The organism is Ornithinibacillus contaminans (genome assembly GCF_001038425.2).
In the GTDB taxonomy this organism is placed as follows: domain Bacteria; phylum Bacillota; class Bacilli; order Bacillales; family Amphibacillaceae; genus Ornithinibacillus; species Ornithinibacillus contaminans.
In genome coordinates, this window is the sequence record NZ_LDPV02000047.1 from 18290 (window position 1) to 38682 (window position 20393).

General features: G+C 34.1%; 23 protein-coding genes. 22 read left to right on the forward strand and 1 reads right to left on the reverse strand.

Annotated elements, in window-relative coordinates:
- The first annotated feature begins 317 nt into the window (after window positions 1-317).
- The 17 genes from JF53_RS12290 to JF53_RS12370 all read left to right on the forward strand — a co-directional run bounded on the left by JF53_RS12290 (window position 318) and on the right by JF53_RS12370 (window position 14848).
- Complete coding sequence (locus JF53_RS12290; RefSeq protein WP_053071940.1) at window positions 318-836, forward strand: metal-dependent hydrolase; 519 nt, start codon at window positions 318-320, stop codon at window positions 834-836.
- Between the two features lie 21 nt (window positions 837-857).
- Window positions 858-1934 (forward strand): ParM/StbA family protein, encoded by a 1077-nt coding sequence (locus tag JF53_RS12295; RefSeq protein WP_047981725.1) that lies wholly within the window; start codon window positions 858-860, stop codon window positions 1932-1934.
- A 10-nt stretch (window positions 1935-1944) separates the two neighbouring features.
- Entirely contained in the window at window positions 1945-2316 is a 372-nt protein-coding gene (locus tag JF53_RS12300; RefSeq protein WP_047981724.1) for a hypothetical protein, read from the forward strand.
- Between the two features lie 18 nt (window positions 2317-2334).
- Entirely contained in the window at window positions 2335-2607 is a 273-nt protein-coding gene (locus JF53_RS12305) for a hypothetical protein (protein ID WP_047981723.1), read from the forward strand.
- A gap of 35 nt (window positions 2608-2642) precedes the next feature.
- Window positions 2643-2861 carry a hypothetical protein gene (locus JF53_RS12310; RefSeq protein ID WP_047981722.1) on the forward strand — a complete coding sequence of 73 codons (219 nt, stop codon included), beginning with the start codon at window positions 2643-2645 and terminating at the stop codon, window positions 2859-2861.
- Between the two features lie 4 nt (window positions 2862-2865).
- Complete coding sequence (locus tag JF53_RS12315) at window positions 2866-3942, forward strand: conjugal transfer protein (RefSeq protein ID WP_053351203.1); 1077 nt, start codon at window positions 2866-2868, stop codon at window positions 3940-3942.
- Between the two features lie 33 nt (window positions 3943-3975).
- Window positions 3976-4209: a TcpD family membrane protein gene (locus JF53_RS12320; RefSeq protein ID WP_047980631.1), complete on the forward strand. Its 234-nt coding sequence runs from the start codon at window positions 3976-3978 to the stop codon at window positions 4207-4209.
- 40 nt (window positions 4210-4249) lie between these two features.
- On the forward strand, window positions 4250-4762 hold the full coding sequence (locus JF53_RS12325) for a TcpE family conjugal transfer membrane protein (protein WP_047980630.1): 513 nt from the start codon (window positions 4250-4252) through the stop codon (window positions 4760-4762).
- Window positions 4759-7401, forward strand: a complete 2643-nt coding sequence (locus JF53_RS12330) for an ATP-binding protein (protein WP_064965386.1) — start codon at window positions 4759-4761, stop codon at window positions 7399-7401. Before JF53_RS12325 ends, JF53_RS12330 begins: the two co-directional genes overlap by 4 nt.
- 155 nt (window positions 7402-7556) lie before the next feature.
- A complete protein-coding gene (locus JF53_RS12335) occupies window positions 7557-9647 on the forward strand; it encodes a CD3337/EF1877 family mobilome membrane protein (protein WP_047980629.1) in 2091 nt (696 codons plus the stop codon).
- Window positions 9648-9661: 14 nt separating this feature from the next.
- Window positions 9662-10324, forward strand: coding sequence for a hypothetical protein (locus tag JF53_RS12340; protein ID WP_047980628.1), 663 nt, complete (start codon window positions 9662-9664; stop codon window positions 10322-10324).
- A gap of 21 nt (window positions 10325-10345) precedes the next feature.
- On the forward strand, window positions 10346-11440 hold the full coding sequence (locus JF53_RS17655; RefSeq protein ID WP_047980627.1) for a peptidoglycan DD-metalloendopeptidase family protein: 1095 nt from the start codon (window positions 10346-10348) through the stop codon (window positions 11438-11440).
- Window positions 11441-11710: 270 nt separating this feature from the next.
- Window positions 11711-12178, forward strand: coding sequence for a RusA family crossover junction endodeoxyribonuclease (locus JF53_RS12350; protein ID WP_157052515.1), 468 nt, complete (start codon window positions 11711-11713; stop codon window positions 12176-12178).
- A gap of 268 nt (window positions 12179-12446) precedes the next feature.
- Window positions 12447-13559, forward strand: coding sequence for a replication-relaxation family protein (locus JF53_RS12355; RefSeq protein ID WP_157052516.1), 1113 nt, complete (start codon window positions 12447-12449; stop codon window positions 13557-13559).
- 58 nt (window positions 13560-13617) lie between these two features.
- Window positions 13618-13851, forward strand: a complete 234-nt coding sequence (locus JF53_RS12360) for a hypothetical protein (protein ID WP_047980665.1) — start codon at window positions 13618-13620, stop codon at window positions 13849-13851.
- 3 nt (window positions 13852-13854) lie between these two features.
- The gene (locus JF53_RS12365; RefSeq protein ID WP_047980664.1) at window positions 13855-14352 is read left to right on the forward strand and encodes a hypothetical protein; all 498 of its coding nucleotides are present in this window, start codon (window positions 13855-13857) and stop codon (window positions 14350-14352) included.
- 163 nt (window positions 14353-14515) lie between these two features.
- The gene (locus JF53_RS12370) at window positions 14516-14848 is read left to right on the forward strand and encodes a ribbon-helix-helix protein, CopG family (protein WP_047980663.1); all 333 of its coding nucleotides are present in this window, start codon (window positions 14516-14518) and stop codon (window positions 14846-14848) included.
- Window positions 14849-15388: 540 nt separating this feature from the next.
- On the opposite strand, the gene JF53_RS12375 is transcribed toward JF53_RS12370, so the two are convergent.
- Window positions 15389-15655: a helix-turn-helix domain-containing protein gene (locus JF53_RS12375; protein ID WP_047980662.1), complete on the reverse strand. Its 267-nt coding sequence runs from the start codon at window positions 15653-15655 to the stop codon at window positions 15389-15391.
- A gap of 254 nt (window positions 15656-15909) precedes the next feature.
- Here JF53_RS12375 and JF53_RS12380 point away from each other — a divergent pair, with 254 nt between their 5' ends.
- The 5 genes from JF53_RS12380 to JF53_RS12395 all read left to right on the forward strand — a co-directional run bounded on the left by JF53_RS12380 (window position 15910) and on the right by JF53_RS12395 (window position 20388).
- Window positions 15910-16161 carry a helix-turn-helix transcriptional regulator gene (locus tag JF53_RS12380; RefSeq protein ID WP_047980661.1) on the forward strand — a complete coding sequence of 84 codons (252 nt, stop codon included), beginning with the start codon at window positions 15910-15912 and terminating at the stop codon, window positions 16159-16161.
- Window positions 16136-16390 (forward strand): hypothetical protein, encoded by a 255-nt coding sequence (locus JF53_RS12385; RefSeq protein WP_047980660.1) that lies wholly within the window; start codon window positions 16136-16138, stop codon window positions 16388-16390. Before JF53_RS12380 ends, JF53_RS12385 begins: the two co-directional genes overlap by 26 nt.
- 192 nt (window positions 16391-16582) lie before the next feature.
- A complete protein-coding gene (locus tag JF53_RS17530) occupies window positions 16583-17488 on the forward strand; it encodes a hypothetical protein (RefSeq protein WP_053071873.1) in 906 nt (301 codons plus the stop codon).
- A gap of 91 nt (window positions 17489-17579) precedes the next feature.
- Window positions 17580-17756, forward strand: coding sequence for a hypothetical protein (locus tag JF53_RS17535; protein ID WP_157052517.1), 177 nt, complete (start codon window positions 17580-17582; stop codon window positions 17754-17756).
- A gap of 70 nt (window positions 17757-17826) precedes the next feature.
- Entirely contained in the window at window positions 17827-20388 is a 2562-nt protein-coding gene (locus JF53_RS12395; protein WP_047980659.1) for a hypothetical protein, read from the forward strand.
- The last annotated feature ends 5 nt before the right edge of the window (window positions 20389-20393 follow it).

The following is a 20393-nucleotide window of genomic DNA, read 5'->3' on the forward strand; positions in this document are numbered from 1 at the left end:
TAGGTTAAATATACCAAAAACACCTATAATATCAAGGAAATAAGGGTTTTTTATTTTTTTATAATAACTACTTGCAATTATTAACGGAATTCAGTATTATAGAATTAACAGGTTAACTGAATTAAGTTAATCTATGGCATTATCACACATACGCCACACACGTATGTTTGTCACACAAAAATTGGTATTCTTATGAAAAGAGTTCACACGCTTTTTTCATGTCTTGTTATCTGCAAGAATAAAAATCGTTTAGTAAACCCGTACAAACCCTTAATGAAAAGTCCTAAATAACTTGTTCTTAATTTGAAGAAGTTATTTTGGGGCTTTTTGTTTTTGTTTTTAAAAATACAGGGTTAAAGGGGGAAGGAAAAAGTTTTATGGAATGGACAACACACGCTTTATCAGGAGTAGCCACAGGCTATTTAATTACAAACGATTGGAAAGGTGCAGTAGCAGGTGGGGTTGCGAGTGTCATACCAGACCTTGATGAGCCTAGATCGAAATTTGGAAAACCATTTTTCTTTATATCTATTCCACTAAATAAATTAGTAGGGCATAGAACTTTAACTCACTCAATGCTATTCGCTTTATCTATTGGATTAATAGGGCTTATAGTCTTTGATTTTCAGATTGCAACAGCTTTATTTGTAGGATTACTAGCTCACATTGTTGGAGATATGATAACAGGAAAAGTCCAACTGCTATTTCCGTTACAAACAAAAGTCGGTCTTAAAGTATCAAGGATTAATTATATCTTAATCGACCGTATTGTAAGGGTAGCGTTATTGATATTCGTAGCATTAACGATTTATAAAGATGTAACCATGATGATTTAAAAGTTGAGGGGAGAGGTAAAAATGGCAAAAAAAGAATACGTTTCAATTGATATTGGATATGGGTTTGTTAAGGCAATTTCATCAAATGGAAAAAGAGCATTATTTCCTTCTATCGTTGGAACTGGTAGAGATAGAGGTTTAGCTAATTTCTTAAAGCGTGAAGAAAACAAGCTAGATCTATCTGAATTGCACATTAAAATCAACGGAAAACACTACTATGTAGGAGATATGGCAGATAAAAATTCCAGTGATGGTTCAAGGGTTTTCGAGAGAGAAAGATTTAACCATGATTATACAAAGGTGCTGCTGAATGTTGGAATTCAATTAGTAGCCTCAGAAGATACAAAGGAAGTAGTTTTATTTACTGGTCTACCCCTTGAGTATTACAAATCTCAAGTTAAGCCGTTTGAAATGTCTTTACTAGAAGAAACTCCAGAAATCGAATGGGTAAGTGGACTACCTAGCGGAAAACGTAAAGTAAAGGTTACTCAAGCAAAAGTGTTTCCACAAGGTATGTCAGCTATTTGGGCGACTTTAATAAATCATGAAGGGAAATTCCTGAAGCCAGAATTAATGAGCGAAGGAAATCAAATAGCTGTAATTGATATTGGATTCCGTACAACTGATGTTTGTGTAGTGGAAATGAAAGAAGGTGGGGGATTCTTACCTCTATTACCTTTATCGGACACCATAGATCAAGGAGTTGTAAACCTAAATGATAATATCAAACGGGCTTATCAAGACAAAACAGGTGGTTCGGATTTATCCGAAAGCAAGATAAATAAGATTATCAAAAATCAGTTCATTACGTATAAGGGAAAAAGAATTGAATTAGCAAATGAGGTTGGGGAATCCCATCAAGCAGTAGCAAACAGCGTAAGTGATAGGATCTCAAAACTCTGGAAAGATGAATCAGATACTTTTGAACAGATATTTGTTGTTGGCGGTGGTGGTTCTCTCTTTACAAAGTACCTTCAACCGAACTTCGATAATAGATTGCTAAATATTGTTGATAGCCAATATGCAAATGCTATTGGTTATTACCGAATCGGAAAAATGCTAATTGGGGACACACAGCCTGAGAAAATAGCTAACTAGGTGAAAATTGATGGAGATTAAAAATGTTTATGCTATTCGAGTAAACAAGAAAGACAAAGATTTGAGAGATTATTTATCTCAGTTTCCTCAAGACGAGCAAGCCAATGCTTTAAGAGAGCTGATTAATTATGGTATTAGCTCTCTAAATAATAACTTTCAGGCTCAACAATCTATTCAGGAGTTACAAGAAGGCATTTCGAAATTAAAACAAGAGCAAGATGCAAAACTTGATAAGATCATAAACCTATTAAATAACAATTCGTTTGTCGCGAAAAATGAAGATGAATTAGTAGAAACAGAAAACAAAGAGAATGTTCAAGTAGATGTTAATAAGGCTAAAAACAATATGCAGGAAGCATTATCTATGTTTATGAATGGATAAAAGAAAGGGGGGAATAAGATGTTTGTTAATGCGAATTATGAAGTGCAAGTAGGTAAAAATGTCTTCCCAGTAATAGGTGAGATTGGTATTGCTGAAGTCAACGGGAAGGATTGTACCGTGATTGTAAGAGAGATTAGAAGCATGGAATGGATTGGTGAGAGTGACAACCTTAGACTACAAGTAAAAGTAATTGTTGAAATTAATGATAGCAATATTATTAAGCAACAGGAAGAAAAGGGTCACGGTAAACAGCAAAGTAAATTTAGAGTTATTGAAGGCGGTAAAGGTTAATTCGTGAAATTTTTTAATAGAAAGGACTGAAGAAGATGTTTAAGAACATTCTATATGTGATTTTAATGATATTTATCATACTGATAGTAGGAAGTATTATCCTTGAAACTTTTCCGCAGTTGAATCCACTTTGGGAAGAATTTAAAGGTATCATTGTTAACTTATATGAATCTTCCAAAGTGAAATATGGAGCCTTAGCAACAGTAGCCATTATCGTAGCTGTGATACTGGCAGTTGGCACAAATAGGAGGTGATAGAGTGAAAAAGAAGAAAGGATTCTTTAGAACGATTAAGAAGGTTTATAACTATTTTTTTAGAGATTACAAATATCAGAAGGAAAAGAAGTTGCAAAGAAAAGCAGCAAAAAAAGCTTCTATAAAACCAAAAGGTTTTATTGCTAAAAAGTCTGGCGTAATAATATTCTGGGTAACTTTTGGATTCATGTTCTTAGTTGTTTTCTCAACGTTGTTCAGTGGGGACTCCAGCGAAGCTAAAACAAAAGAAGTTTCAAACGTTAAAAATTTAGCAGCTTCAGCTGAAGGAATACAATTTGCTAAGAATTTTACTAGAGACTATTTTACATGGGAAGTTTCTGATAAAGGTAAGAGTGTTAGAAAAGAAACAATGAGTAAGTATCTAGCAGATGGTCTTGATGAATACGCAGGGATTAGTTTCAACGGTTTACAATGGAATTCGAATTTTGTTGATTCAGAGGTTAAGGAAGTGGTTGAGAATGGTGAAAACCTTGCTTTAATTACCTTACTTACTAGATTTGAATTAAGAAGCGTTGATGGTAACGATACAAAAAAAATAGAAAAATACTTTGTTATTCCAGTTGCCTATGATGGGAAAACATTTGGAGTTTATGAACTACCTAAGTTTACGTTTATTCAGGAGAATACAACGTTACAAAAAGTAGTCTCTAATAAATTAAATAGAGCTGAAACAAGTATCGCTGGTGAGATAAAGGAGTTTTTACCAACTTTTTTAAAAAGCTACGCAGAGGACACCAAAGACAAACTTAATTACATTTTAACTGAAGAAAATGTTACAGACGGACTTCAAGGAATGATGAAGTTTAGTGATGTAAAAGAAGCAAATGTGTTTGTAGGAGAACAGCCAGACCATTATGTAGTTTTTGCAACGGTGATTTTCCTAGAGCCAGAGACTAACCTTGCGATAGAAACAAACTATCATATAACAGTGGTTAATCGTGATGATAGGTATATAGTTTCTGGAATTAATGATCAAGAAAACATGATTATAAAATCAGATACTGATGAAGTAGTTGACGAACAAGGTACTGAACTAGAAGAAACATCAGAAAACAATTAAGGAAAAAACTATTAAAATTTTGGAGGAATATTTATGTACTTTTTATTTGGACTTGAAGGTGTATTTCAATTTGGTAAGGAACAAGGTCAATACGCAATTATGCTTGTTGCAATAGTAGCGTTTATTTTCTTTCTTGTTAAGAGAGCTTGGATCGGTATGATAGTTTCACTTGTAGGTATAGCATTAGTTTCTGTATTCATTATAAATCCAGAACTAATCTTTGGTATCGGAGAGACAATAGCCCAAATGATTGATCTATCAGAATAACTATTTAGTTAGAAATTAATGAGAAAAGTAGGTTGCTAGAATGGATAATGAAAAAAACCGAATTAGGTCATTTGTATTAAACGAATTCTTAACGTTTGAAAAAAAAATCTATCACTTATTCGGAATGAGTCTAGGCAGACCGATAAAAGTAAAATTACTTTTGTATTTTATTGCAATCTTATTGATTGAAATAATTATCTACTTCACACCAATCTTGGGTGCGACTATAAGATGGTTACCAGTCATTTACCTGCTTTTTATTCCTGCTGGAATAGCTTATCTACTTGCAGATGTAAGAACGGAAGGGCGAATTCCTCTCGTCTTTTTCCGTTCTGTCTTACTTTATCATTTTAGAAAAATTAGGAAAACAACTTATATCAGAGGTAGAGAAGTAGCAAAACCAACAACTTATCGGTTTGCTGGATATTCAACAGTAACATTTGCTGAAGATAGGTCAGACGATATATTCAAACCACAGAAAATACGATTAAAAATAAAGACAGGTATTAGTGATTTATACGCTAAAGATGAAAAGGAAGGAGAATTATTATGAAAACAGCAGTTTTGGACTTTCCAATTAAACATATAGATGGAAATCTTGTGTTTGGTCATGACGGTTCTGTTACAGCTTATTATCAAGTATCGGGGTTTAATTATGAGTTTTTATCACATGATGATAAGTTTATTCCGTATCAGTCTCAAACGGCATATTTATTCAATAATAGCTACGATCTTCATTTTATGGTTGAACCCTTTCCTACAAGCATTGAGGAAATTATCAACAGCACCATTGAAGATATGGAGTATAAGGATTACGAACTAAAAGAAAACGGTATTAAATATATGGATATGTTGAAGAAAGCCTTGTTGGATCAACAGAATTCTAAAGAAACCTCTGATTACCACGATTATCTTGGTGTCCAGCTTAATCCAGAACTAGAAAAATTTAAAGATGGTAATGCTGGAACTAATATGATTAATAGTTTTAAAGACTTCCTAAAAGGAATAAGCTCACAAATCAACAGAGCAAACGGGCTAAATCCTGACGATATTCTAGAGTCGGAAATTGCTAATTGGAGAGAGCAGTCTGAAACTCTAATGGAAAGTATCCGAACAGCATATAATTGTGGAATAAAACCGGCAACGACTGCTGAGAGTGTATATTTAGTAGAAAAAGAGTTTTCTGTATCTCAATCTAATAACGATATTCAAGTAAGGAGAGGATTTTCTTCAGGTGACTGGGTACAAGGATTTGACGACGAGGGAAGAGCGCAAAACGCTATAAGACCTACCGAGAAGTCATTTGTAGAGATACAAAATACTGATATTGAAGAAGTTTCTCCAACAACTTTAAGATTCAGTAAGGTATTGGAAGATGACTCTATTCAAAGCCAACTTGTTAAATATTTAGTTGTTCATAAAATGGATACTGAAAATTATTTTCCTAACGCAGAATGGCTATATCATTTAAAAACTAGCATACCTTTTCCTGTTTCGGTATCTATTCGAGCCTATCACCAGTCAAATGAAAGAATTACAAAACGACTATCAAACAAGCGATTAGAATTTAAAGATCAAAGAGCTCACGCAAATCAGGCAGGGGAAAGTACAGATTTAAGTTTAGATACATCAGAACAGGGAGCAATCCAAGCCGAAAACTATTTAACAAAGACAGGTCAACCAGCTTATCAATGTTCTATTGTCTTTAAATTGACTGCTGAAGATGAAAAAACATTAAATTCGCGTACTAAAATATTGAGGGATAGATTAGTTAAGTATGGAATTAAAATAGTAGCACCGTATGGTGAGCAATTGAATTTAATGATGGAAAAAATATTAGGTTCACGTCAAATTAATCAAGATTACAAAATAGAAACCGATTCAGGTGTAATCGCAAGTATGATGTTTGGTGCAACTACGAATATCGGGGATAATCGAGGAATTTTTATCGGCTATACTCAAAAAATGCATAGACCAGTTTTTATTCAACCTGATTTAGCAGCTAAAGCTTTTGATGGGCTGGGAAATGTTGAAGATTCAATTTCTATGCTTGTTGCAGGGGCAACAGGAAAAGGAAAATCATATGCAATGAATTTAGTCACATATCTTTCAGTCCTTACAGGTTCACAAGCTCTAGTAATTGATCCAAAAGGGGATCGTGAAGGTTGGGAGTCACTACCTTTAATCCCCTCCCATTTCATTTCTAAATGGACATTGGGTTCAAGTCGAGAAGATGCTGGCTGTTTAGATCCATTTAGAACAAGCGTTGATATAGAAGAAGGAAAAAGTATTGTTCTTGATATTTTATCGTACTTAATAGACGCAAATATAAAAGATATGGAATATACGGTGATTAGTGAGGCAGTTGATGAAATAGGGAAAACTAATGATCCTTGTATTGGTGCGGTAATTAATATCTTAGAAGAACAGAAAGAAAATCGTGAGGAAGGAATGTCTGAAAAAAGATACGAGGCTTTGGAGTCTGTAATTGGCACATTAAATTCCTTAAAAAAGCAAAAATTATCTGTATTACTATTTGGTGAAGTAAATCAGAATTACAAGGTATTAAAAGTCGATAAGCCATTACAAATTTTAATGGTAGAAAATCTTAATTTGCCTGATAAAAACGTAAAAAAAATTAGACCATCTCAAAAAATATCAGAGGCAATCATGATTTCAATTACTTCTTTTACAAAGCAATATATGCTTAAGCAGGATCGCTCAAGGCATAAAATCATTCTTCAAGATGAAGCTAGTTCCGTGGACAATTCTCCTGTTGGTAGAGAGCTAATGGACTTCATAGTTCGTAAAGGTCGTTACTATAATACAACGTTATTAAAAGGTTCTCAAAATGCTACGGATCATGGGGAAGATGTAGCAAATATGGGTATGAAGTTCTCCTTTGGACTTAGGAAGAAAGAAGAAGCTGAAAAAATGCTTGAATTCTTTAATTTGCCTAACACACAGGATAGCGTTAATAAACTACGTAGCTTTTCGAAAGGATATTGCTTGTTCCAAGATATATACGGGCGTTCAGCTGTAATTAAAATAGATCCTATTTTCATTGAATTAGCAAAGGCGTTTGATTCATCTACTTCAACTGAAGAAGAAAAAGAAAGAGAAAGAAATAAAGCTAATAATTTTGTAGAAGGAGAAACCGAAAAGCCAAGAGAAGTAGTACAAGTATCCTGATTGTAGGAGGCTAATAAATGTTAAAAACATTATTTAAAAGTTGTTTTGTTTTAGTGTTAATTGCAATTCTATTAATGGGCTGTGCAACTTATGAATACAGCCCTTCTGATAGCTTAACATTTGGGATTTATTCATAGGTAGAAAGGAGGTTTATAATGTCCAGGAAATTTAAATTGGTGTTTGCTGTTATTGCAATTACATTGTTTTTTTTGCTGCCAGCAGAAAATTCTATTGTATTGGCAGATGAAGAAGAAAACAAAATAGAGCATAATACAACAAGAGATCCTATGTATGAAGCTAATAATGGAATTTATAAAAATGAAGATGTTGATTATTCCTTAGATTTTGTTAGTGCTTCGGATTTAGAAGATAAGGGATTTTTTGATGATATCCTAAGTTTCGCAAAGATTGATGATAGATTTGCTGAGGCTTTTGACTACTCTATATTTTTTGCGGTTCAGTTCATGTTTAATTTTAATATTTTTATGACAAACGCAATGCTAGGCGTATTAGGTTTTGCCTATGATACCGACTTAATTGGTGCGCTAGTTGATTCGTTGGAAAATGTTGTTGTATCTACAACAGGGATAGAAAATTTATCTTTTACTTCTGATGGATTATTTGGAGGATTTCTAGGCATTATTGGAATAGTAGTGGCAATCTACACTCTTTACCAGCTTATCATAAAAAGAGCTAGAATAAGTGCGTTTGAGGGATTACTAAAAACTATTGCTGTGTTAGTAGTTGCACTACTGTTCTTTAGTAACTATTCAACAGTAATTAAGGGGATTAATAATATTTCTATTGAAGCTTCCGCACTATTACTTTCGGGGGATGCTGATTCGATTATATCTGAAAATGGTGACGAAAGTGGTAGAACAGTTAGAGAGCGAATGGAAGATAATCTATTTAATACATTTATTCATAAGCCGTATTTAATGTTACAGTATGGAACTACTGAACAAGAAGAAATAGGTGATGATAGGGTATACAGTTTGCTATCAAAAGATAGTGGTACGGTAATGAGGAAAGCCATTGCTATCGAGGAAGTTACGGAACACGGAAATAACATAATTTCTTCTTCTGGTCTGAGAGATCGGCTAAACTTTATGGGTATTTTAAATACGGCTAACGCAGTGAACTCAATACCTGTGTACTTACTAGCTATTTGTCTAATTATATTTCAAATTTGGTTTATTGTAATTGCAATGATTGCGCCTTTTGCAATGCTTTGGGCTTCCTTGCCTAATCAAATAGGTGTGTTAAAACGCTATTTATTTGAGTTAGCTATACCCTTAGTTTTAAAAATAGGGGTTTCATTTTTGGCGTTAGTTGTATTTGCATTAAGTGAAGTTATGTATTCATTATCAGCATTAGCTAATGGTTCAATGGGATTAATCTTGAGCGCCATTGTTCAAGGGGTGTTATTGGTTACAATGTTCCTATTGAGAAAAAGAATATTTGGTATATTCTCTGAAGGTTCAAGACAGTTAAAAGTAATTAGAGAAGAAATGAACAATTCCTTTGTTAATCCATTTAAGAAAGGGACAAAGGCTGTTATTAATACTGCTGCAACTGTGGGCGGTGCTGTTGTTGCAGGACCACAAGGTGCTATGGTAGGTATGAATATAGGTAATACGGTCGGTAACGGTATTATTGGTGAAACGGATATGGGTGATACCGCAAGAAATGTAGGAATGTCTATGTATATGGCTGACAAAATAAATAAATCGAAAAATGGTAATACCAATACGGAAAGTAGGGATCTAAGGCTGAAAGATAACAGCTCAAAAGCAATGGAATTGGCTGAAGGTGATAGCAGTTATAATAGATTAAGGCAATATCTACAATCGAAAGATTTACCTACGGACACGATTAATGAGACACTACTTTCAGTTGATAAACTAAACTTAGAGGATATTGAAATTGGAGAAATTAGGGATCAGTATAATAAGTTAGAGAATACGAGCAAAGCAGGAAAAAACAATAAGTTGTTTGCTGATTCATTTGCGAAGGGATTAAAAATTAATCGAGAACAAAGAGCAATAAAAAATACGGGCTCAAGCAATAAAACGATAAAATCAACTCCTATTGAAAATCAAACTTTATTAGATAATGACTTATTGGAAAGTGCAAATGAATTTGATTCAGCTATTAACGTAAAACGATATTCATTAGAAGAAATACCTGAAACAGTAATAGACGAAGGAAGAACAGAAGAATTTAGGCTAGAAAACAGTAATTAAGGGGTGTATTGAACTTGAGTTCTAAAGTTAAAACAATCCTGGTGAATTGCATGGTAGTATTTGCTATCATGCTTTTTATTGTTGGGTTTAATGTAGGAAAAAAGATAGAAGAACAGGAAGCAATTGCAGAGAAAGAAAAAGAAAAAGATGAAGCATATACAGAGGTTTATTCTCCTTCTGACTTAAATCAAAGCGTGGAAGAATCTCAAGAGGAACATGAGCATTATGAATATTTTAATCCTGAAGTAGATAAAAAAAGTGTTCCAGAGGAAAAGTCTAGTACCCTCTCAGACTATTTTTCTAAAAAGGATATAGAACGTTCTCGAAACGTAGCTGAGGGCTTTATTAAAGCGTACTATCCGTTTGATGGTAATAACCCCCTAGAAAACATAGAAAATGCTAAGGAGTATATGTTGGGTTCGTTGTATGAAAGATTTAAAGAGTTTATTGCAAAACCTACTCAGACAATATTTAGGAAGGAATTAAAAAATATTGAAGTATATGAGCCTTACGATCCACCTAAGGATTACATTAAATGGAATGTAAAGGTTACAGGAGAAGTGTTTGATACCGAAGGCAATATAACGAAGGAAGAAACTTACACCTATTCACTTCAAATTATTAAAGACAATGATTCATTTAAGGTGCAAGACTTTTCTTTAAATCTAGCAGACTAGCAAAGGTGTGAAATAATCTATATGAATAAAAAACCAAAAAAGAAATGGCTTTTAATCCTCTTGTTGTTGTTACTCCCAATAATTCTAGTAGTGATCTTATTGATACTGTTAGTTGGGGCAGCTTTTATATCGTTTGCTGGTAGCGAAGATGATTCAGAAATGGGTGATGTCGTACTATCGGAATTTGGAGAAAATGAAATTCCGAGTGAGTATATACCCATTTATCAAAGAGCAGGGGAAGAATACAATATTAATTGGATATTATTAGCCTCAATCCATAGAGTTGAGACAAATTTTAGTACGAATCTTACAGATTCTTCAGTAGGAGCTAAAGGTCATTTCCAATTTATGATATGTACATGGCTTTCATGGAGTTATCCAGCGTGTTCAAGCTCTGTTTATGGTGACGCTGATATTCCTGAGTCAGTTTATACAAATCCTTCAATTATCGCTCAGTACGGAGGATATGGAGTTGACGCAAATGGAGATGAAAAAGCATCACCACAAGACTTAGAAGATAGTGTATTTACAGCTGCTAAGATGTTATCAGCCAACATGTCCAGTCCTAATGATTATGAAGGTGCAATCTTTGCTTATAACCATGCTGATTGGTATGTGAATGAAGTTTTAAGCTACTTCGAAACATATACTGACGGGTATGAACCAGTAGATGGGAAATTGGTAGATATTAAAGGAGATAAGGCATGGGTAGTACCGTTCACAAAAAATATTACATCTGAATTTGGGTATCGTTATGATCCGCATACAGGAGAGGCGGGAGACTTACATAACGGAATGGATATAGCAATATCTGGTGTTGCTGGTAAACCTGCTGTGGCGTTTATGGAAGGCGAGGTTATATATTCACAGTTCAATACAGGTGGATTTGGCTATCTCGTAATTATTCAGCATGACAATGGCATGAAAACTTATTATGGACACTTAAAACAGCAGGGAATTAGCGTAGGTACTAAGGTTAAAGCAGGACAAACTATTGGTTATATAGGCAGTACGGGGAATTCAACTGGTGCGCATTTACATTTTGAAATAAGAATTAATGACAAGCCAGTAAATCCTAGATTATACCTTCAAGAATGGCTAGGCGATAGTGAATAACTAAAGTGTAAACATGATTTAGGATAATAATATCAATGGTTATGGCGATTTCTTTAAGTAAAATGTAAACATAATTTTAGGGAAGTGTAAACATTGATTATTATTGATGTATCAACGTTTAATTGAGTTTTGTAAATATAAATGTAAACATTCTAGAGTAAAACTGTTCAATAAACATTATTTTGTAAACATTTTTGAGGTTATAACCTTATTGAAACCTTGATAAGCAAGAGGTTGATAATGTTTACGTTTCAAGGAGTTTTGAGGTTGATGAATAAGAAAGTAGATACATTTAGTTTTAATGGACTGGAAATACCATACTACCATTTACAGTATGATGGGGAGTTTTATCAATATTTACGCTTGAAAAATAGGTATCTAGCAGACGGAACAAGGATAAATAGCTATTTTGCAAATGAAACAATAAAACAAATAAAGAGTTTAGAACCCTTTGACAAGGCGTTTATGACTATAATTCACTATTTTCCAGACAATAGAAGTAGAGATTTGGATAACAATTACTATAAGCCAATTATTGATTCGATAAGGAAAGCACGAATTATAGAAGATGATTCTTGGCAAAATGTTTCCTTATTAACATTGGGAGATCTTGCTGATAAAGAAAAGATAGAGGTATATGTTACTCCACATGAATATGCTATTGAATTCTTATTTACGCTAGTACCTGAAAAGTTCAATGTTGCTCTGAAGGATATGGTTAAGATTATAAAAAAATAGTATTTTAGTGCCTAATGACACCCCCCTAAAAATTGGACATAAATTTTAAAAGTAATTTTTAGGGGTAATTTTAGGGTATTGGTGGGTACTGATTGAACTTGTCATTATCCCTTTTACATCAATAGTTTATAGATACGTGAATTTATAGAGGTTTAGTCCAAAAACAACCGATATTTTGAGTGGAGTTTATTGTGAGCTGTCCGAGAAAAGGAGAATAGCGAACGATAAACAGGCTAATGCACAAGCTGAAGTAGGGAGTGAGAAAAGAGTGGAAAAAGAGGTAACTGGTTTTGGTGTAACGGAGAGAGAATTCCACATATTGAGAGATTTGTATACTTATAGAGCAATGACAACTACTCAGATAAAGAAAAAATATTTTCCTGATACGAAGCAAGCTGTGAATTATGTACTGAATAAATTGAGAAAAAGGAAGATGATTAAGTCCAATATTTTCTCTGGAAGCAGAGGGAGAGGAAAGAAAGGTCTTTCATATCACCGAATTACGGAAACAGGCTTGGAGTGTCTGATAAGATACGGAATGCCTGTTGAGGGGCAAATACAAAACCTATACGTGAAGCCTTCGCATTTACATTATTTACTGTTAGCAAATGAGGTTATGGCTGAATTAACAAAAGCTGGTTGGCAAGTATGGGATAGCAGAAAAACAAAGAAAGAATTTAATATGGATCAACGAATGAATATTCACGGGCTGCTAATTAATCCAAAGGGTAAGCAGTATGGTTACTATGTGATGGAAAACAATGTTTTACCACAAACGCTAGGGAAGGTTATTGCAGAGATACGTGATAATAACGATTTCATTAAAAACTTCATCATCTTTACGAGAGGAAAGGGGTCTTACGATAGATTCATTGACTATGCCCTCAATCCCCCTGATAAAAGAGAAGGAAAACGAATTATCCAGCAGAAGCCATTATATACAGGAAGTGATTTAAAACTAATTTCATTGAAAATGGGTTTAGGGCTATACAGTAAATATCCGACTAGAGATAAATGGATTCAAGCGTTAGCAGAACATATCGGATTTCATGTTATTAGTGACATTTCAGAGAGTGGCGACAATGGAATTGGAGATACTGGAAGGAATGGAACGGTTAAGCAGCCAACACGGCAATCGTTCCCAACAATCATTCGTCACAACGGGGAAGAAAAGTACTTTGTTGATTTAACCGATACCGATTTAACACTAGTTTCTAAGATTAATAATTACAATGAACATAGTTTTAAATTAGAAAATAACCGGAAAGTGTTAGTGACAACCTTTAATGACAAGCAGAAAGAAGTTTTAAATTTATATAACCAAAATATAGAATTATTGCAGTTCAAGGCAGAGGACTATTTTAACGAACTGCTAACGTAGGGAATTCATTCATAAAATCAGTATGTGAATAAGTGAACAAGATAGGAGTAATAGAGAGATGATTAAGTCAGAGTTTCAAAAAATATTACAAGTGATAGATAGAAAAGATATTGCAGATGAAATAAAAGACAAATTTAGTATGCAGGAACAAGAACAGATGTATGAGATGTTCCGTAATATCATGTCAGATGAAATTGCTTTTGTAATGGTTATGCAGGAACGCCAGAGGCAGAAAGATCTTAGGGAAACAAAACAAAAGGAATTTCGTTTAATCGAAGGTGGGAGGGTTTAAAAAATGAGCTGGAATTTAAAGGTACAATATATCCTGTTGACAGGTGTTTTAATAACTGGAATTACTTTTATGGGTTTAGCGTATAAAGAGTGGTACATACCTAGTCCGTTTGTTTGCTTTATCTTTGGCTTGATCTCGACTGCTCTGTACGTTGTTCATATAGCACAGCAACAATATAACAGAGTGAAGGAAATTTCGATTTTGTTTTCAATTGGATTGTTTGCTAACTTATTTCTTTCAATTCTGATTTATGGAATATGGGAATGGGAAGTCATTTTTTCTAAGCAATCGCTCTTTAGGTTTTTAATGTTCCTGTTTCTACTTACAACGGTTTATTTGATAGTTGCATATATAAGGGCGAAGATTTCATACAAAAAAGTGAAAGGAAACCAAAGGGAGAACAATAAATGGAGAGTATCTAATCGTAGGAAAGAAGAATTAGAGAGTACAGATGAAGTTTATCTGACTTTAGGAACGGTGTACGAGAAGCCTGACGAATAATCTCAATAAATATTTGCGTAATAGTAATAGAACCTGTTAACTAGATAATGGGTTCTATTACTTAGTTTTTTTCCAATTGTTGCCATAATGTATATACAAGTATATTATTACTGTATAATGATAAGTGGTTTTTGAAACAACACTTTAAGGGGGAGGGAACAACATGAAAAAAGAAAAACTTATCCCAGTAAAGATTGATGAAAAGACAAAGGGCTTGTTTGATTCGCTGCTAAAAGAAAGACATATCAATCGGTCGGATTTGATACGCAGTTGGATTAATAACTACATTCATAATGAGGGGGGAATTTCAAATAAGGATAGGTATAAGACGGGGTTTGAAGAAGGACAAGAGAAACTAGCAAAAGCTCAGCTTGAATTTCTTTTGTCTTTCCAAATGGAATTGATTTCATTTGGGATAGAACCAGATCAGCTGCGACTGGTTCAAAATATAAAAGAATTAGAATCAATTTTAAAAAGAGCGAAAAAAAACAGGTGACCAGCCCTTGGTTACTTTTTTTATTGTGCTAGTAAGAGATTTAGGAGAAGAATGTATGAAAGAGAAAGTGAATATAAATTTATACGTAGCATACAGAGGATTGGTGGAAGAAGAACTAGGAAATGCTATTAACATATTAGATCCAAAAAGAGTAAAATCTTATTTTCGCGAAAATTATCAAAAGGAAATTCAAAGTGATATGTTTATGGATTTGAATATCAATGTCTTTGAAATAAATGAATATTACATGCGATTTGTTCTACGGTTAATAGATGAAAAAGAATTAAAACCGATAAAAGAGTATATGGCACAAAAAATAAGAACATGTGTTCTTGACTGTTCGGTTATTTGTTGCTACTATGAGTGTGGAAGGTTGATATATGAATGGTATTTGAACTTTAGGTATTCTGACACAAAGAGCAATAAAAAAACCAATACCAAAGAATCTAAGTTCTTTTTAGTATTAGTTTTTTTTAACCTTTATTTAGGACTAACGACGCATCTGTTTTATGTATGCAGGACAATTTTATCAGTCCTTTTCTACTTTTTTCTAGGGCTATTTGCTCTTTCATCAGGATCTATGTCGTTAAAAATGTCATCATCAAAGAATTCTGCTAGGCTCATGCCTAGTCCGTTTGCGATTTTACGGAGAGTAACAATACGAGGGTGCTTACTTCTTCCGTTCATAATTTCATTAAGAGTTGACTGACTCACATTGGATAATTCAGATAACTTTAAAATACTTATTCCCTTTCGTTTAGCTAGTTGCTCTATTCTTTTGATGATTGCCTCTGCGGTAGATACCATTTTGGATTATCCTCCTTTTTGAAACACAATTATAATGCCAAAACTTGAATTTGTATATACACATATACACGAAATCAAATTTATTTGGATTAATATTATTCTAACAGAATTCCGTTGACAAATGAAATAGCATTATATATACTTGGTTATAACGGAATACAGTTAATCGTATTTTACTGTTAACGACAAACAAGAGTTTATGTTGAAACAAAAGAGATTTTGTTTTAATAACTGAATATGTGAGGTGAATTTATTTGAAGTTTGGAGATTGGCTCAGAGAGAAAAGGTTTGAACAAGAGTGGACGCAGAATGAACTTTCAACAAGAAGTGGCGTTCCGCAAACTACGATTAGTGGTTGGGAAACCCATAAAATTATTGAGCCTTCTTTAAAACATCTGATAAGAATCTCGGATGTGTTTTCAGTCAGGTTGGCAGATTTGCCTCTTGATGAAATATTTGATTCAGAAGGTGTTGAAGAAAGTGCAACAGCTTATAAACAGTCCTAATGAAAGAGTTCCATTTTATGAATTAGCCATTATTGCAAATGGTGGCAGCGTCAGAACCTTTGGTAAGAAAATTTACCAGATAAAAGGAATCATGGCGAAAAACATAATGACGGGTGAAGTTCAAAAGCTATCATCTATCTATTATGAAATAAGAACAGTTAAGGATATTAAGGGACAGGTTGTTGCTAAACGAAAGAAACCAATAGAAGAATTAAAACGTGTGATTTAATTGTGTGAAAATGTGTGTGATGATGTCAAAACAACTTAATAATGGTGCTTTCTCTAAATAGTTGCTAAGAGAAAGTATTGAAGTCTAAACTAGTTTATGGGTACGATTGCTAAAAATCCATATTGCAACTTTTCTCGAATACTGGTTGTTCGTATTAGCCAAAAACGAACGAAAATTTTGGAGGTTTTAACTATGAGAAAAAATGTTTTTGTTATTGTTTTGACTGTTGGACTACTATTTAGTTTTTTGACTACATCATCTATTGCAAGTGCTGAAAGAGGCGGGACGGGTAAGTGTTCTATTACCATTACTACCGACAATCTCTATACCAATCAAGCTCAAGCGAGTGGACCATGTGATGGATTTATCACGGGCTATTATATTTATCAAGATGGACATAGATTCCATGTAACTGGTTCATTGGATACTGAAGTTCAAAATGGCGGGAAATATAAATTTAATCTACCCCCAACAGCTGGAGAATTCTATGATTATGAATTAACTGTTACAACAGTAGTTAAAGAAGAACCAAAGCCAGATCCAAAGCCAGATCCAAAGCCAGATCCAAAGCCAGATCCAAAACCAGATCCGAAGCCAGAAACAGAAAAGCCAGAGGAAGTTAAGCCAGATCCTGTTGAAACTCAGCCAAAAGAAGAAGAAAGTAAACCTTCTACTTCTAAGCCCTCTACATCAAATCCTAAAGAGGATTCTAGTGTGAATATCGTTGAGAAGCCTAGCGAACCAGTTAACACCGAACCAAAACAGGAAGAAAAGGTAGAGAGTCAAGATGACAAAAATTTCGAGGTAGAAGAAGGAGTCAAAAAAGAAGTAGAGGAAAAAGAAGATGCTGAGGATAAGGAAAAGGCTAAGGAAAAGGTATCTTCTAGTGAGGAAATTGAAGATGAAGTTCCAGACAAGGTAGACATTTCTTCGAGTGACTCTATTAATGACAAGCAAGATGATAACACCAATGTATTACCTTTTGCTATCGCAGTCGTTGTAATCGTCATTTTAACTTTGTGTGGGCTATATTATTTCCACCCTGTTATTCGCAAAAAGGTTAATGGGACATTTAAAAAATTTTTCAATAAAAAATAAATAAGAATAAATAGTTTTTGTATAAAAAAAGGAAAGTGTCTTGATTAAAAGCACTTTCTTTTTTTTAGCCAAAAACAAAGGGGGTGAGATTGTGGGAGAGAAATCAGGAAGTCTTTTTAACATGCTAGTAGTGGCAGCTGTTACGGTGCTAATTATAGCAGGTTTAAAACTAGCTATGCCTGCGATTCAGGGTAATGTTACTGGTGGTATGGCAGACATGGTAAAAAGTGAGTTTAGCGTGAATGAAGGAGAAACACCTGCTGAATAAACTACAAGGCACTTATTCAATAAATATGAGTAAGTGCCTTAACGTTTTATGGAGAAGGAATGAGTCATTGATGAAAAAAATAATTAGTATTTTACCGTTTGTATTCTTGTTCTTTTTCGTTTCGGGAAATTTTGTTTCAGCCCATAAAAGCATTTCAGATGGGAACGCAACGGGGAGTAATTACAGCCCTTATGATGTTTCTAGTGAATCATGGAATGAAAGATGGAATATAAAGGGTACAAAAGACGGAAACGACGCTGGCGGAAAAAATTTGATGTACGACATTTATTCAGGGCAATCTTCAAACCAGTATAAAAAGAAGTGGCAAATTCAAAATAGCAGTAAATTTGGCGGTGGAAGCCAACCTTATTTAGTCTTTTGGGGTTGGAGTGCTATTGCTGGCTATCATCATCACGATAGGAATAACCAGGCTACTTATATACTTGCTTATAACCCCAAAACAGGACAAGAGAAAATGTATAAGACTGAAATGTCCAGTTTAAGTGCAACAAAAGATCTTGAGTATAACAAACAGTCAAACGATCCAAAGGACATTTGGAATAAATGCAGTTCGACCACGTTTAAGAAAAGTAATCTTGATTGCAATATGAGTTACGAATATGTGGGATTTAAAGCATGGCTGCCGTTAACAGAATTGTTTCCGAACGGGACAATAAATGCAGATTGGTTTTTATACATTGTCAAGAATGTAGAGGGTTATGTGGTTTATGATGAATTGCGAGTTCCATTTAATTTTAACGAATTGGATTATAACTTCGGTAAAGTTAGTTTGAGTAGTGGTGTTAATGCAAACAGACTGACTATGATAGGTAATCCAGTTCTAAAGAGAACAACGCCAAGAGGATTAAATAATAGGGGTTACTTTACCTTAGGTGCTACCTATAATAGAACTTCTCAAGATGAGTCTGCAGGTACTTCAATTTGGTATGGCGTAAAAGATGGAAGTTATACCAGTTGGACAAGCTCTGCATATTGGAGATTTGGGGGAAGTCAGGCAAATTTGAGCTATCAAAAAGACACAAAAAAATGCCCTGATGGAACAACGGTTTATGCGGATCAATCTTGTACGGTCAACGTAACTATCTATCATAAAGACGCTAACAGTGGTGAAACACTTCGAACTGACAAGAAGAAGGCGACAGTTGGGAAAAAATACTCTTTCTCTGCAGAAAAAAATGGAGTTTTTAAGGATTCTAAAAATAGACCTTATGTTTCAGTCCCTGCTAACGCTACTGAAAGTGGCACAACGCCAAATGGAAACATTACCATAACGTTTAATTATAAAGTTGCACTTGAAAATCCTTCGAAAATAGTGGAATTAGATGGTGCAACAGAGGGTAAGGCTAGTGGTGAATTTAATTGGAATCTAACTAAATCTACTGCTGATTCAACTAGCAGATTAGACTTCAGGAATGACCTCACAGTTGAAGGTAATCACTATGAGATAAGAAACATTTCATACAAAACAGAAAGTCCAGGAGTGTTTTCGAAAAAAGGTAATAAACCACAAGTATTCTTTATTTCAGAACCGAACACTCTAAAAGGGAAAGATGTTGCATATACCTTTTCCTACGAATATACCAATCACTACAAAACAAACTATAAGTGTATTGATCAACAAGGAGAAAATTGCTTTGAGTGGCAGTTTGTGAAGAATACCCCCGTTTGGGATTCAAAGCATACTAAAAGTTCTACGTGGACTACTCAATTGCCAATAGACCATAAATACGGTGAAACATTCACATTTAAGAATACTTCTTCGTCAGATTTAACCTTGATTATAGGAAGAAAAGCAACGGTCAACGGTACAAAATCGACAACAATCGACAAAAAAGTAATTTATGAGAACTTTAGTGTAGATAACCTATCTACGAGTTTAATCACGCAGAGTTGGAAGCCGATTGATGAAGCAATTCAATATTCATCAGACCTTTCCAATCCATTTTATATACTGCCCCAACAGCTCTATTATTTTGTTGCTGATATTGACGACAATTTAAAAGGTAAGTATAAAAATGAAACAACTTTTAATTTTACGGACTACATGATCCCGTTAAAGATTGCTAGCCAATCAGATAAACAAATCACTTTTAAGTCAGCAGATAATTTCTATCTAACCAAAAATGCTGGGTTCTTATTTTCTCTTGCTGATTCAATTTCTAACATGAACGAAATTGAACAGCACGCAAAAGAAGAATATGAGGCGTATACCGATACGAAGTATGATGATGAAGTATTGACTACTCCAAGTGAAGGTTCAAGGTACTATCTAAATATTGATGGTAACTCGACCCAACGACCGAACACTTGGTATGCAGATGATGTATTGATTGGGAAGTTAGGACTTTCAGATGTCGTATTTCATTTAGACAAGGATTTAAAGTTCGGCCAATATTTATTGGGTAATCCTTTAGACAATCCTGTGCTGAATGAACAGCAAGAAACAGTTGAGAATGTTGAATATACGAATTCAATTGAAATTAGTTCTGAACAAATTAATGAGATTAAAGAAATAGCCAGCAATAGAACACCATTATTGCATGGGTTTAGGTCAACAGATATTCAAGAGAAATATAATCAATTAAAAGTGATTCTTCCCTCGTTTGAATAACTAAG